Genomic DNA, 13,535 nt, shown 5'->3' with positions numbered 1-13,535 from the left:
CACGGGGCACTGACAGCGGGGGCGGCGGGGGAGCCGGGCCGCCGCCGGTCACCGGATGGCGTCGAAGGCGAGGTGGACGCGTTCCTCGTCGGTGACGTCGTGGCCGTCGCGCAGGCGGGCCATGTCGTTGCGGGACAGGGCGCGGCCGTAGACGCGCACGTCGTCCAGGGCTCCGGCGTAGAAGGCCTTGTAGTCGGGACGGGTGCCGAGGTGGACGGTGAAGGCGCCGCCGGGGCGGAGGTCGCCGGCGGGGCCGGTGGGGGTCGCGGCGGTGGCCGGGGCCCTGCCGTCCACGGAGAGTTCGAGGCGGCCGCCGTGGCGCTGGAGGACGACGTGGTGCCACTTGTCGTCGTCGGTGCGGGTCGGGGAGGTCACGGTGACGGGGCCGGTCCCGGCGTTGACGGTGGCTTCGAGGCGGCCGGTGGCGGGGTCGGCCTCGAGGCGGAACTGCTTGGCGGCGGGCCCCTGGCCGTAGGCCCACAGGAGGGGCCGGCGCAGGCCGCTCCCCCGGTCCTGGCCACGGGTCTTGTACTGGACCCAGGTGGCGACGGCGAAGTCCTCCGCACCCACGCGCAGTTCGTCGGGGCAGTCGATCAGGCGCAGGAAGTCGTCCGTGCCGTCGAAGCGCATGGCCTTGCCGCCGCCGGGCCGGTTGCCGAGGCGGGGGGCGCCGTGGACGACGGCGTCGTCGCGGTACGGGCCGGTGTCGGCGGTGCGGCGGGGGGTGAGGTCCTCGGCGGCGGACCGGAGTTCGGTGAGGCCGAAGGCGGTGAACTTGATGTAGCCGTGGGGGGTGCCGTTGGCGGTCTCGTAGAGCAGGCCGACGCGGCCGCCGGGCAGGGCGGCCATGTCGGAGTAGCCGGCGCGTTCGCGCAGGACGACGGCGCCGTCCTGCGACCAGGTGCGGCCCTCGTCCTGCGAGGTGCGGACGGCCAGGGTCCAGCGGTCGGAGGACTCGGCGCCGGGCCGGCTGGGCGCCGTGAGGAGGAGGGGGCCGCCGGGGAGCTGGAGTACGGAGCCGGAGGCGGGCGGGGCGGGGAGGTCGGCGACGGGGGTGAAGCCGGGGGCGGGGAACGCGGGTGCGGAGGCGTCGTCGACGGTCGCGGACAGGCGGTGGTCGGGGGTGCCGCAGGTGGCGGTGGAGCGGGCGTTGAGGTAGATCCGCCCGTCGGGGAGCTGGGTGAGGGCGGGTTCGCTGGGGGCGGGGGTGCCGGCGGGGGCGCTCCAGCGGGCGCCGGCGGCCCAGGTGAGGCCGCCGTCGTCGCTGTAGAGGAGCTGGGCGCCCGATGCGTCCGTCCCGGTGCGGTAGTCGGAGCCGATGACGAGGCGGCCGGGGCGGTCGGGGCGGGTGGGGGTCATCTGGACGCCGCGGCCGGGGCCGACGGAGACCCAGGCCCAGTCGGGGTCCTTGAGCTGGGGCTGCGGGTCGGGGTCGGTGGTCCAGGTGGCGCCGTCGTCGGTGCTGTGGGCCAGGCGCAGTTCGCGGGGGCCGCGGACGCGGTTGCCGTCGGCGTCGGCGGTCCAGGTGCTGTAGGCGTGGAGGAGGGAGATCCGGCCGGAGGCGGAGTCGACGACGGGGGCGGGGCTGCCGTAGGCGCCGGGGTCTCCGGCGCCGCGGATGACCTGGAGGGGGCCCCAGGTGCGGCCCGCGTCGGTGGAGCGTTTCAGGACGAGGTCGATGTCGCCGATGTCGGCGCAGCCGGAGGTGCGGGCCTCGGCGATGGCCAGCAGGGTGCCGTCCTTGGTGGTGGTGAGGCTGGGGATGCGGTAGCAGTCGTAGCCCTCGGTGAAGGCGTTGAAGGGGGCGGAGACGGCCGCGGTCAGTCCGGTCCGGTGTGCGGGCTCGGGGCCGTCGGCGTCCGCCGGGCCGGCGGGTGCGTCGGGCCGCAGGACGAAGGCCAGCACGAGGGCCACGGCGAGGGTCAGCGCGAAGGCGGCGCCGGCCCGGGTACCGGCCCGCTCCACGCTCCCCCGCCGCATTCGGTCGACTGTTTGACGCACGCTCACCCGTGCAGGCTAACCCGCGGGTCGGCGGGGGCCGGGGTGGTCAGGGGCGCGTCGGGGTCGCCTCGGGGTGGGGGTGGGGGTGATGCCGGATCCGGGACGGGTGGGGGGCGGGGAGGATCGGGCCATGACCAACGAAGCTTCTGTGCAGGGTGTTCGGGGCGCGCGGCCGGTGGCCGTCCGGCCGTGGGGGCGGCGTCGGACCGCGTTCGTGCGGGGTGCCTTCGCCGCCGCCCCGCTGTGCCTGCTGGTGTACGGGGTGGTGCGGCTCGCGGACCCGGACCACGGCCCCGGCGCCGCCTGGACGGCCGGGCACCTGGCGCTGGCCGCGGGGGTGGCGCTGTTCGGCGTGGTGTTCCTGGGGCTGCGGCGGCTGGCGGTTCCGGCCGGGCGGGTGGGTCGGGTGGGCGCCGGTGTGGCGACGGGGCTCGGGCTGGCCGGTGCGGTGGCGGCCGTCGCGCAGGCGGGCGTCGACCTGGTCGTCGGGTGGCAGTCGGCCGACCGGGCGGGCATGGACCGGCTGTTCGAGGAGGTCCAGAGCCGGCCCGGGGTGGAGCCGCTCGTGTACTCGGTCGGGCCGATGCTGTTCTACGTGGGCCTGCTGTGGATCGTGACGCAGCTGGCCGTCGAGCGCCGGATCGGGGTGTGGCGCCCCCTGGCGGTGCTGCTGGGCACGGCCGCGATGGCCGTCAGCCTGGATCTGATCCCGCTCGGCGCCCTCCTGTACTGCGCGGCCCTGTCCCCGCTGGGCCGGGACGTGGCCGCGCGCGAGTGCGCCGCCCGCGCCGACCTGGCGTACGCGGGCGGCGACCCGCACACCGTGGCCGGGCTGCGCGCGGTCGCCTGACGGGCGGGGGCGGGCCGGGACGTCAGCGGCGGGCGCGCAGTTCGGTCTTGAGGACCTTGCCGCCGGCGTTGCGCGGCAGGCCGGGGACGAACTCCACCGCGCGGGGCACCTTGTAGTTGGCCATCTCGCGGCGGGACCAGGCGATCAGGTCGTCGGCGGTGAGGGTGGAGCCGGGGCGGCGGACGACGTAGGCCTTGCCGACCTCGCCGAGCCGGGGGTCCGGGACGCCGACGACGGCGACGTCGGCGATGTCGGGGTGCAGGCCGAGGAGTTGCTCGATCTCGGCGGGGTAGGCGTTGAAGCCGCCGACGATGAACATGTCCTTGATCCGGTCGGTGATGCGCAGGTTGCCGTGCGCGTCGAGGACGCCGACGTCGCCGGTGCGCAGCCAGCCCTCGGGGGTGAGGGTGCGGGCGGTCTCCTCGGGGTCCTCGAAGTAGCCGCGCATCACGTGGTGGCCGCGGACCCAGACCTCGCCGGGGGTGCCGGGGTCCAGTGCGGTGCCGTCGGGGCCGGTGATCCGCAGTTCGGTGCCGGGGATGGCGCGGCCGGAGGTGGCGGCGATGACCTCGGCGGGGTCGCCGCGGCGGCACATGGTGACGATGCCGGAGGCCTCGGAGAGCCCGTAGGCGGTCAGGACGGTGGCGATGCGCAGTTCGGCGCGGAGCCGTTCGACGAGCTGGAGGGGGACGACGGCGGCTCCGGTGACGACCAGGCGCAGCGCGGAGAGGTCGTGGTGGTCGCGCTGGGGGTGGTCGAGGAGGGACTGGTGGAGGGTGGGCGGTCCGGGGAGCACGGAGATCCGCTCGGCGGCGATGTTGGCGAGGGCGGTGTCGACGTCGAAGACGGGCTGGGGGACCATCGTGGCCCCGCGCATCAGGCAGGCGATGATCCCGGCCTTGTAGCCGAAGGTGTGGAAGAAGGGGTTCACGATGAGGTAGCGGTCGCCCTCGCGGAGTCCGGCGAGCTCGCTCCAGACGGCGTAGCAGCGCAGGGTCTGGGCGTGGGTGATGACGGCGCCCTTGGGGCTGCCGGTGGTGCCGGAGGTGAAGACGATGTCGGAGGGGGCGTCGGGGGGTATCGCGTCGGCGCGCGTGCGGACCGCGGCGGCCGGGACCCGGTCGCCTCCGGCGAGGAAGTCCTTCCAGGTGCGGAAGTCGGCGGGGACGTCGTCGGCGAGGACCACGACCTGTTCCAGGTGGGGCAGCCCGGGCAGCGGCCCGCCGCCGGGGCCTTCGGCCGCGGCGCGGCGCAGGGAGGCGACGTAGGAGGTGCCGAGGAAGGTGCCGGTGACGAAGAGCAGGCGGGCGCGGCTGCGCCGCAGGACGTAGGCGGCCTCGGCGCCCTTGAAGCGGGTGTTGAGGGGGACGAGCACCGCGCCGGCGGTGACGGCGCCGAGGGCGGAGACGATCCAGTCGGCGGTGTTGGGCGCCCAGACGGCGACGCGGTCGCCGGGTTCGACGCCGGCGGCGAGGCAGGCGGCGGCGGCCCGTTCGACGCGGTCGCCGAGCTGGGCGTAGTCGAGGCGGGTGCGGCCGTCGACGACGGCCTCGCGGCCGGCGTGGCGGCGGGCGGCGTCCCGTACGAGGGCGGCGACGGTCCCCCAGCGCAGGTCTCCGCGCGGGTCCGCCCCGTCCGCCTCGGCCGCGTGCACCTCGACCGCATGCACCTCGACCGCATGCACCTCGGCCGCATGCACCTCGGCCCGGTGCGCCTCGGACCCGTCGGGCGTGCCACCGTCCGGCGTGCCACCGTCCGGAGCGCCCGTGCCCACCGGAGCGCCCGTGCCCACCGGAGCGCCCGTGCCCACCGCGGCCCCGTCCGGCACGCCCGTGCCCGTGCCCGTGCCCGTACCCGTGCCCACCGTGTCCGTTCCCGCTGGTCCGAGCCCGAACGCGCCGGTGCCGCCGTGGTCCTCGTGGTCGCCTCGGCCCATCGCCCGCCCCTCCCCCTGGAACCCAGTAGCTGACTATCCGTCAGATTAGCTGTAGCCTTCGCGGCTGTCAGCAGTACCGGCGCACCCCGGAGGTGGCGATGGCGGCAACGCTCAAGGACGCTACGGCAATCGTCGGCATCGGCCAGACCCCCTTTGCCAAGCGGCTACCCGCGCCGGAGAAGGAACTGGCCTGCCGGGCGATCCTGGCGGCGCTCGCCGACGCCGGCATCGACCCCGGCGAGGTGGACGCCTTCGCCTCCTACACGATGGAGGAGACCGACGAGGTCGAGGTCGCCAAGGCCATCGGCGCCGGCGACGTCACCTTCTTCTCCAAGGTCGGCTACGGCGGCGGCGGCTCCTGCGCCACCGTCGGGCACCTCGCCGCCGCCATCGCCACCGGCCAGGCCACCGTCGGCGTCGCCTGGCGCTCCCGCAAGCGCGGCTCCGGCCCGCGGCCCTGGAAGAACACGGCCGTCCAGCTGCCCACCCCCGCCCAGTGGACCCGGCCCTTCGGGCTGCTGCGGCCCGCCGACGAGATCGGCATGCTGGCCCGCCGCTACATGCACGAGTACGGGGCCACCCGCGACCACCTCTTCAACGTCGCGATGGCCTGCCGCAACCGGGCCAACGAGAACCCCGCCGCGATGATGTACGAGCGGCCGCTGACCCGCGAGATGTACATGACCTCCCGCATGATCAGCGACCCGCTCTGCCTCTTCGACAACTGCCTGGAGACCGACGGCGCCCTGGCCTGCGTGGTCGTCTCCGCCGAGCGCGCCCGCGACTGCCGCCAGAAGCCGGTCTACGTGCACTCCGCAGCCCAGGGCCTGCCCGCCCAGCACCACGGGATGGTCAACTACTGGAACGACGACCCGCTGTCGGGGCCCGCCTGGACCGCCGCCCGGCACCTGTGGAAGCAGGCCGACTTCGGGCCCGCCGACGTGGATGTCGCCCAGATCTACGACGCCTTCACCCCCCTGATCCCGCTCTCCCTGGAGGGCTACGGCTTCTGCGGGCGCGGCGAGGGCGCCGCCTTCACCGAGGGCGGGGCGCTGGAGATCGGCGGCCGGCTCCCGATCAACACCGGGGGCGGCGGGCTGAGCGAGGCGTACGTGCACGGCTTCAACCTGATCAACGAGGGCGTCAAGCAGCTGCGCGGCACCTCCACCGCCCAGGTGCCGGACGCCGCCACCTGCCTGGTGACGGCCGGCGAGGGCGTCCCGACGTCCGCGATCCTGCTGCGCGCCTGAGCCCCCCTTCCCCGAGGAGCCGCACGATGACCACCGCCCCCGGCGCCGACGAACTCCAGCTCCTGCTCCCCGTCCCCGACGAGGACGGCGCCCCCTTCTGGGAGTACGCCGCCCGCGGCGAGCTCCGCGTCCAGGCCTGCGCCTCCTGCGGCAGGCTCCGCTTCCCACCCCGGCCCTGCTGCCCGCACTGCCGGTCCTTCGACTCCGAGTGGCGCCTGATGAGCGGGCGGGGCCGGATCTGGTCCTACGTCCTGCCGCACCCCCCGCTGCTGCCGGCGTACGCGGCGCAGGCCCCGTACAACGTGGTCCTGGTGGAGCTCGCCGACGCCCCGCACATCCGGCTGGCCGGGAACCTGGTCGCCTCCGCCGGCGCCCGGCTCGACTCGGTGGACCCGTCCCGGCTGAGGATCGGCGCGCGGGTGCAGGTGGTGTTCACCGAGACGGGCGGTACGGCCGTGCCGCGCTGGATCCTGGAGCGGCCGTGACCCTGCGGGTGGAGCGGGAGAAGGGGAGCGGGGTCGCGGTCGTCACCCTGGACCGGGAGGCGCGGCACAACGCGATCGACCTGGACACGGCTGCGGAACTGGCCTCGCTGTGGCGGGAGCTGCGCTTCGACGAGGAGGTGCGGGCGGTGGTGGTGACGGGCGCGGGCACGGCCGCGTTCTGCACCGGCATCGACCGCTCGGCGCAGGTGCCGCAGCCGGCCTCCCCGTACTCGGTCGACGACCCGCTGGTCGCCATCGGGCCGAAGGCGAACGACCTGTGGAAGCCGGTGGTCGCCGCCGTCAACGGCATGGCCTGCGGCGGGGCCTTCTACCTGCTGGGCGAGTCGGAGTTCGTCGTGTCGGCGACCACCGCCACCTACTTCGACCCGCACACCTCGTACGGGATGGTGAGCGCCTACGAGGCCGTCTACATGGCCCAGCGGATGCCCTTCGGGGAGGTCGCCCGGATGTCCCTGATGGGGACGGCGGAGCGGCTGTCCGCGCGACGGGCGTACGAGATCGGCCTGGTGTCGGAGCTGGCCGAGCCCGGGGAACTGCTCGCGGCGGCGGTGCGGTCGGCGCGGACCCTGGCATCGTTCCCGGCCGAGGGCGTCCAGGGCACCGTCCGGGCCCTGTGGTCGGCGAAGCAGGCCGCCCTGCAGCAGGCCCTCGCCCAGGCCCCGGCGCTGATCGCGCTGGGCAACCTGCCGCCCGGCCGCCAGACGGAGCTGTTCGCGGGCCGCCGGCCGGGGACGGAGTTCCGGCTGCGCTGATCAGGGGTGGCGAAGCCGGCGACCGGCATGGCCGAGTCCCTCCCCCTGAGACAAACGGCGGTCACGCTACCGGGAACCGGTGGATCCGTGGTTGCATCCCAGCACCGAACCCGGCGGCCGCCGCACACCCCCGCGTCCCTTCGGTGAGCACCACGTCACCACGAGGAACACGGGCACATGCGACGCAACATCACCACCGAGATCACCATCGACGCGACCCCCGAGGAGGTCTGGGAGGTCCTGACCGACCTGCCCCGCTACTGCGTCTGGAACCCCTTCATCCGACAGGCCGACGGGGAGGTGGCCCCCGGCGAGCGCCTCCGGCTGACGATGTACGCCGAGTCGGGCAAGCCGACCACCTTCCACCCGGTGGTACGGATCTGCGTGCCCGCGGCCGAACTCCGCTGGACGGGGCACTTCCTCGTCCGCGGGCTCTTCGACGGCGAGCACTTCGTCCGGCTCTCCGAGGGCCCGGGGCGCAGCACCCGGGTGGAGCACGGAGAGCGCTTCCGGGGGCTGCTCGTCCCCTTCCTCGGCAGACTGCTGGAGGGGACGGCCCGCAACTTCACCGCGATGAACGAGGCCCTGCGCGCCCGCGCCGAATCGACCCGCTCCACCCCCTGACGCCACGGCCGGCGTGCGGGCCCGGGGGTGCCGGGCTAGCGTCGGGATCATGATCCCCACCCCGGAGGGCCGGGCATGATCCGCAACGCGATCGGTTCGCTCCTGGGCCTGGCCGGAGCGGCCGCCGCCGTCTGGAGCCCCTTCCGCGCCTGGTACGACGGCCGGCCCGGCCGCCACTACCGCGTCGGGGAGCTGTTCTCCGGCGTCACCACCGACCCGCCCGCGCTGCTGGGCTCGCTGCTCCTGCCGATGCTCTGCGCCGCGCTCCTCGCGCTCTGCGCGGTCCTGCGGCGGTCGCGGCCGCTCATGGGGCTGGCGGGCCTGGTGGTGCTGGGCGCGGCGGTGCTGTGGATGGTCCGCCAGGGCCAGGCGGCCGGGGGCCTGGCGGTCGGCGTGGACGGGGAGGGCCTGGGCGAAGGCCTCGCCTGCGCCGTCGGGGCGGGCGCACTGCTGCTCCTGGCGGCCGTGGTCATGCGCGGCCGGCGCCGCCGGCCGCGCGGTCGCGGCCTGGACCTCGAACCGGTGGCGCCCCGGCCGGCCGCCGAACCCGAGCCGTGGGGGCCGGGCGGCCGGTACTAGGGGGTGTCCGCACGGTGGCGCCGGCCGCCCGGGGCAGGCGGGACCTTGCGGACGCGCCCCGGGCCGGCCCGGTCAGGCGATCCTGCCGACCTGGCAGCGCTGGACGTCGTTCACCTGGCCCGGGCTGGCCATGGGGACGGTGACCGTCTGGGTCTCGCGCGGCTTCAGCGTGACGCGGACCGAGGTCCGGTCGACGGTGCCCGCGTTGCCTTCGAAGGTGAGCGGCACCTCGACGGTGCGCTGGGTGTCCAGGTCCGACGTGACCTGGAGGACGGCCCTCGTGCGGCCGGGCGCGGCGCAGGAGACGACCGTGGCGTGGGCGGGCGCGTCGCTCTTCTTGCTCTTGCCGCTGCCGGTGCTGCTGTTGCTGCTGTTGCTGTCGTTGGTGCTGCTGTGGCTGCTCTTGCCGGACGAGCAGCCGTGGCCGCCGCTGCCGCCGTGCCGGCCGTGGGCGGAGAAGCCGGTGAGCGAGAGCACGACGCCCACGAGTACGGCAGTGAACCTGATATGACGACCGGCCACCATGGCGCGATTCCTTCCCCCGAGGACAACGGCCGGTCACGCTACCAGGGGCCACCGACAGTGCGGCCGCCGCGCCCGGCGGCCGGAACGGCGGCGGCCCCGCTCCCCGGGAAGGGGGGCGGGGCCGGCCGGTGTCCGTGGAGACGGATCGGACGAGACGGATCAGGCGGCGTCGACGACGCCGGAGGCCGCGATCTCGATCTTGGCGCGGGTGGCGCCGGAGGGGGAGCCCAGGGACTCGATCTTGTCGACCACGTCCGTGCCCTCGACGACCTTGCCGAAGACGACGTGCTTGCCGTCGAGCCACGGGGTCAGGACGGTGGTGATGAAGAACTGCGAGCCGTTGGTGTTGCGGCCGGCGTTCGCCATCGAGAGGAGGTACTTGCTGTCGTGCTTCAGCTCGAAGTTCTCGTCCGCGAACTTCTCGCCGTAGATGCTCTTGCCACCGGTGCCGTTGTGGTTGGTGAAGTCGCCGCCCTGCAGCATGAACTGCGGGATGACGCGGTGGAAGCCGGAGCCGGCGTAGCCGAAGCCGTTCTGGCCGGTGGCGAGCTCGCGGAAGTTCTGGGCGGTCTTCGGGACGACCTTGTCGAACAGCTCGAAGACGATACGGCCGGCGGGCGCGCCGTCGATGGTGATGTCGAAGTAGACGTTGCTCATGGGTCCCATCCTGTCACTCCCGGTGCGGAACGCGACCCGGCGGGGCCCCGGAGCACTCGGACGGAGGGCCCGTGCGGGTGTTCCGGGCGGGTGCGGAGCGCGGTCGGGCGGGGCCGGGGCGGTCCTCGCGCCCCGGCCCCGACCGGTCAGCCTCCCGTACGGGTGCCCGTGCCCTTGGCGGCGTCCAGGGCGTACACGCAGCGGTCCTTGCTGCACGCGTACACCACGCCCGCCTCCGCCACCGGGGCACCGGTGATCTCGCCGCCCGTGGCCAGCTTCCAGCGCAGCTGCCCGCCCGCCGCGTCCAGGGTGTACAGGCAGTGGTCGGCCGAGCCGAAGTGGACCCGGCCGTCCGCGACCACCGGGGAGCCGGTGATCTCGCCGCCCGCCGCGAACCGCCACTTCGGGGTGCCGGTGACCGCGTCGAGCGTGTACAGGGCGCTGCCCGCGCCCAGGTGGACGTTGCCGCCCGCCACCAGCACCGGGTCCGCGGCCGGGCGCGGCTCGGTGGCGATGCGCCAGCGGTCCTTGCCGGTGGCCGCGTCCAGGGCGTAGACGGTGCCCAGGTAGTCCGCGAGGTACACCCCGCCGCCCGTGACCGCCGGGCCCGGCGCGAACGCGGGCGGGGCCAGGAAGACGGCGGGCGCCTCGAAGTGCCAGCGGACCCGGCCCGAGGCCCGGTCCACGGACAGCACCCGGGTGCCGGCGGCCACGTACACGTTGCCGTCGGAGGCCGGGGTGACGCGGACCGGGACGTTGCCGCAGGAGGCCGCGTCCCCGACCGGGTACGACCAGGCCTCCAGCCCGGAGCGGGCGTCGAGGGCGCGCAGCCGGGCGTCCTGCCAGACGTAGACCGTGCCGTCGTGGAGGACGGGGGCCGCCTCCGGCGTCTCGAAGTCGGACTGGGCGCCGGTCAGCTCCCACAGCTTCTGGCCATTGGAGGCCTCCCAGCCCTGGACGCCGCCGCCGCGCGTGGCGGTGATGACGGTGCCCCGCTCGGCGCGCAGCGCGTACACCCACGCGTCGGCGTTCAGCCGCCACCGCTCGGAGCCGTCCGCGGCGTCGAGGGCGAAGAGGGAGGGCCCGTCGGAGGCGTGGATGCGGCCGTCGGCGACCGCCATGGACCAGGCGACGTCACGGGTCTTGAACTGGCGCCGCCCGCTGCCCACGTCCAGGGCGTGCACCTCGAAGGAGGTGACGTACAGCAGGTCGCCCGCGACGGTGGGGGTGCCCCAGACCTCGTTCGACATGCGGAAGCGCCACGGCCGCCAGCGGCCGCTGTCCGGGGACGGCCCGGGGGCCGGTACGGACGGGGTCGCCACCGGGGCCGCGGCGGACGCGGCGACGCCGGCCGGCGGCCGCACCCAGCCGGTCGCCGAGTCCGCGGAGGCGTGCCCGGCCGGGGCCGGGGCCGTCGCCCGCGGGCCGGGCCCGATCGGCACCGGGGAGCCGCCGAGGCGCACCGGCGCGCCCGGCAGCGAGGACGCGGGGGCCATCGGCGGGCGGTCCGGGCGCGGCGGCAGGGCCTGCCCGGTGCGCGGGTCGGTGAAGGGGTCGGCGGTGCCGCGCGGGGGCCTGCGGTGCGTGGCGGGGCCGGAGACGGGCGGTGCGGAGACGGGCCCGGAGACCGGCCCGGGGGCGGGCCCGGACACGGAAGCGGATCCGCCCCGCGGGGCCTGGGAGGGGCCGCCCGGGGCCGGGACGCCGGGGACGGGCGTACGGTTGCCGGCGCGCCGGGCCTCGATCATCGCGACGGCCCGCGCCGGGAGCCACGCCGAGGCGGTCCCGCTGTCGTCGCCGCCGTCGAAGAGGTGCGGGGCGAGCTGCGCCTGGAGGTCGGCGGGGGTCGGGCGCTGGGTGGCGTCCATCTGCATGCAGGAGTCGATCAGCGGCCGCAGCTCGTCCGGGAGCCCGTCGAGGTTGGGTCCCTCGCGCAGCAGCATGAACACCGTCTCGACCGGGTTCGCCCCGTGGTACGGCGGGTGCCCCGTCGCGGCGAAGACGAGGGTGGAGCCGAGCGAGAACACGTCGCTGGCGCCCTTGACGCTGCGCGAGTCCTTCGCCTGCTCCGGCGACATGTAGGCGGGGGTGCCGACGGCGACGTTCGTCATCGTCAGCCGCGTGTTGGACACGCCGCTCGCGATGCCGAAGTCGATCACGCGCGGCCCGTCCTCGACGACCAGCACGTTGGACGGCTTCAGGTCGCGGTGGACCAGGCCCGCCCCGTGGATGGACTGCAGCGCCTCCGCGATGCCGGCCGCGAGCCAGCGCACGGCCTGTACGGGCATCGGCCCGCACTCGTTGACGATCTCCTCCAGCGAGGGCGCCGGCACGTACGCGGTCGCCAGCCACGGCACGGCCGCGCGCGGGTCGGCGTCGACCACGGCCGCGGTGTAGAAACCGGACACCGCGCGCGCCGCCTCGACCTCGCGCGTGAACCGCACGCGGAACAGCTGGTCCTCCGCGAGCTCGGTGCGCACCGTCTTGATCGCGACCCGCCGACCGGACGCCGACCGCGCGAGATAGACCAGCCCCATGCCGCCGGCGCCGAGCCGTCCCAGCACCTCGAAGGGGCCGATCCGTCTCGGGTCGTGCTGCGTCAGCTGCTCCACCACTCGCCTCCACACCTCCCCGTACGGGCCCTCTGCCCGGGCCCGCTCTTGCAAACAGCGCGTCCACCAGCGCGCACCGGCACCGCGGACGGCCGCCCGGCGTCCCGTACGGCACCGCCGGCGGTGACGGCACCCCGTCCCGCCGCGTGCGGCGTCCGACTCCGGGCCCGTGGCCAGGAGTCGCGCAATCCCGATTCTGTCAGGCCCGCGCCTGGTCCGGCCCCGGCTCCCGGTCCCCATTCCCGCGCGACTGCGACAGGAGGGCGAAGACGGCCCCCTGATTGTCGGCGACGACGGCGATCCGGCCGTACGGCGTGTCGAACGGATCGGCCGTGACGCGCCCGCCGAGGCGCCGCACCGTGGCCACGCTCGCGTCGCAGTCGGGGACGGCGAAGTAGGCCAGGAAGTGGGCGGGCATGATCTCCGGGAACGCGTCGGTGATCAGGCTGCGGCCCAGGACCGCGGTGTCGGCTCCGGGCGCGCTGCCGGGCGGGGACCACAGGCGGTACTCGGCGTCGGAGGCGCCAGCGGTGCTGCCCGTGGTGCCGGTGGTGCCGGTGGTGCCGGTGCCGTCTTCGGTGTCGTACTGGTCCTCGGGGACGTAGCCGAAGACGGTGGCGTAGAACACGTCGACCGCGTCGCGGGCGCGGGTGTAGAGCTCGGCCCAGCAGTACGTGTACGGCTCGTCCTGGGCCTCGAAGCCGTGGTGGGTGCCGGGCTGCCAGAGCCCGAAGACCGCCCCGCCGGGGTCGGCGGCCATGGCGGCGGTGCCGTAGGGGCCGACGGGCTGGGGGTCCATCACCATCTGCCCGCCCGCGGCGCGGATGCGGGCCGCGCAGGCGTAGGCGTCGACGGTGTACAGGTAGACGCCCCAGACCGTGGGCATGCGGCCGTCGGGCTTGGGGGCGAGGGCTGCGACGTTGCGACCGCGGCTGTAGGCCTGGGTGTAGCCGCCGTACTCGGGACCCGCGCTGTCCGCGAAGGTCCACCCGAAGAGCTCGCCGTAGAAGCGCTTGCCCGCCTCGACGTCGGGGAGCGAGGCGTCGACCCAGCAGGGGGAGCCTTCCGCGAATGCGACCATGGGGAGGTTCCTTCCGTTGCGCTGGGTCTCGCAGGGTTTTTCACGGACTCGCCGCAGATGGCGGGGGTGGTGGGGTTGGTCGCCTTTCTCGGTTTTCGCCCCTGGTGGACAGGATCCGCCCGAAAGGTTGTCCACACCCTGTTGACAAGACTATTCGGGGGA

Annotated in this window: 12 protein-coding genes; 6 read left to right on the top strand and 6 right to left on the bottom strand. The window is 75.2% G+C overall.

The genetic code is table 11. The annotated features are described in order from the left end of the window. Positions 1-48: 48 nt before the first annotated feature. Positions 49-1,980, bottom strand: a complete 1,932-nt coding sequence (locus tag AB0469_RS14275) for a sialidase family protein (protein WP_366451639.1) — start codon at positions 1,978-1,980, stop codon at positions 49-51. A gap of 151 nt (positions 1,981-2,131) precedes the next feature. On the opposite strand from AB0469_RS14275, the gene AB0469_RS14270 reads away from it, so the two are divergent. Next, complete coding sequence (locus AB0469_RS14270) at positions 2,132-2,851, top strand: hypothetical protein (RefSeq protein WP_366451638.1); 720 nt, start codon at positions 2,132-2,134, stop codon at positions 2,849-2,851. Positions 2,852-2,873: 22 nt separating this feature from the next. Here AB0469_RS14270 and AB0469_RS14265 read toward each other — a convergent pair whose 3' ends face one another. Beyond that, a complete protein-coding gene (locus AB0469_RS14265) occupies positions 2,874-4,787 on the bottom strand; it encodes a FadD3 family acyl-CoA ligase (protein ID WP_366451636.1) in 1,914 nt (637 codons plus the stop codon). A 98-nt stretch (positions 4,788-4,885) separates the two neighbouring features. Between AB0469_RS14265 and AB0469_RS14260 the strand changes: the two genes are divergently transcribed. The 5 genes from AB0469_RS14260 (at position 4,886) to AB0469_RS14240 (ending at position 8,498) form a co-directional block, all read left to right on the top strand. After that, positions 4,886-6,037 carry a lipid-transfer protein gene (locus AB0469_RS14260; protein WP_366451635.1) on the top strand — a complete coding sequence of 384 codons (1,152 nt, stop codon included), beginning with the start codon at positions 4,886-4,888 and terminating at the stop codon, positions 6,035-6,037. Positions 6,038-6,063: 26 nt separating this feature from the next. Then, entirely contained in the window at positions 6,064-6,522 is a 459-nt protein-coding gene (locus tag AB0469_RS14255; RefSeq protein WP_042810968.1) for a Zn-ribbon domain-containing OB-fold protein, read from the top strand. After that, complete coding sequence (locus AB0469_RS14250; protein ID WP_366451634.1) at positions 6,519-7,295, top strand: enoyl-CoA hydratase/isomerase family protein; 777 nt, start codon at positions 6,519-6,521, stop codon at positions 7,293-7,295. Before AB0469_RS14255 ends, AB0469_RS14250 begins: the two co-directional genes overlap by 4 nt. A gap of 177 nt (positions 7,296-7,472) precedes the next feature. Continuing rightward, entirely contained in the window at positions 7,473-7,919 is a 447-nt protein-coding gene (locus AB0469_RS14245) for an SRPBCC domain-containing protein (protein WP_366451633.1), read from the top strand. Between the two features lie 75 nt (positions 7,920-7,994). Next, the gene (locus AB0469_RS14240) at positions 7,995-8,498 is read left to right on the top strand and encodes a hypothetical protein (RefSeq protein ID WP_366451631.1); all 504 of its coding nucleotides are present in this window, start codon (positions 7,995-7,997) and stop codon (positions 8,496-8,498) included. Positions 8,499-8,570: 72 nt separating this feature from the next. On the opposite strand, the gene AB0469_RS14235 is transcribed toward AB0469_RS14240, so the two are convergent. The 4 genes from AB0469_RS14235 to AB0469_RS14220 all read right to left on the bottom strand — a co-directional run bounded on the left by AB0469_RS14235 (position 8,571) and on the right by AB0469_RS14220 (position 13,373). After that, complete coding sequence (locus AB0469_RS14235) at positions 8,571-9,023, bottom strand: hypothetical protein (RefSeq protein ID WP_366451630.1); 453 nt, start codon at positions 9,021-9,023, stop codon at positions 8,571-8,573. A gap of 159 nt (positions 9,024-9,182) precedes the next feature. Then, positions 9,183-9,680 (bottom strand): peptidylprolyl isomerase, encoded by a 498-nt coding sequence (locus AB0469_RS14230; RefSeq protein ID WP_366451629.1) that lies wholly within the window; start codon positions 9,678-9,680, stop codon positions 9,183-9,185. 146 nt (positions 9,681-9,826) lie between these two features. Next, positions 9,827-12,295, bottom strand: coding sequence for a PQQ-binding-like beta-propeller repeat protein (locus tag AB0469_RS14225; protein WP_366451628.1), 2,469 nt, complete (start codon positions 12,293-12,295; stop codon positions 9,827-9,829). A 196-nt stretch (positions 12,296-12,491) separates the two neighbouring features. Next, a complete protein-coding gene (locus tag AB0469_RS14220; RefSeq protein ID WP_366451626.1) occupies positions 12,492-13,373 on the bottom strand; it encodes a VOC family protein in 882 nt (293 codons plus the stop codon). Positions 13,374-13,535 lie beyond the last annotated feature (162 nt).

The organism is Streptomyces sp. NPDC093801 (assembly GCF_040701585.1).
Lineage (GTDB): Bacteria > Actinomycetota > Actinomycetes > Streptomycetales > Streptomycetaceae > Streptomyces.
This window is presented reverse-complemented; position numbering and strand designations above follow the sequence as displayed.

Excerpts from the sequence above, each read along its gene's own strand:
- AB0469_RS14230 (WP_366451629.1), bottom strand. The coding sequence starts at position 9,680 with ATGAGCAACGTCTACTTCGACATCACCATCGACGGCGCGCCCGCCGGC.
- AB0469_RS14245 (WP_366451633.1), top strand. The coding sequence starts at position 7,473 with ATGCGACGCAACATCACCACCGAGATCACCATCGACGCGACCCCCGAG.
- AB0469_RS14265 (WP_366451636.1), bottom strand. The coding sequence starts at position 4,787 with ATGGGCCGAGGCGACCACGAGGACCACGGCGGCACCGGCGCGTTCGGG.
- AB0469_RS14235 (WP_366451630.1), bottom strand. The coding sequence starts at position 9,023 with ATGGTGGCCGGTCGTCATATCAGGTTCACTGCCGTACTCGTGGGCGTC.
- AB0469_RS14240 (WP_366451631.1), top strand. The coding sequence starts at position 7,995 with ATGATCCGCAACGCGATCGGTTCGCTCCTGGGCCTGGCCGGAGCGGCC.
- AB0469_RS14255 (WP_042810968.1), top strand. The coding sequence starts at position 6,064 with ATGACCACCGCCCCCGGCGCCGACGAACTCCAGCTCCTGCTCCCCGTC.
- AB0469_RS14260 (WP_366451635.1), top strand. The coding sequence starts at position 4,886 with ATGGCGGCAACGCTCAAGGACGCTACGGCAATCGTCGGCATCGGCCAG.
- AB0469_RS14220 (WP_366451626.1), bottom strand. The coding sequence starts at position 13,373 with ATGGTCGCATTCGCGGAAGGCTCCCCCTGCTGGGTCGACGCCTCGCTC.
- AB0469_RS14270 (WP_366451638.1), top strand. The coding sequence starts at position 2,132 with ATGACCAACGAAGCTTCTGTGCAGGGTGTTCGGGGCGCGCGGCCGGTG.
- AB0469_RS14275 (WP_366451639.1), bottom strand. The coding sequence starts at position 1,980 with ATGCGGCGGGGGAGCGTGGAGCGGGCCGGTACCCGGGCCGGCGCCGCC.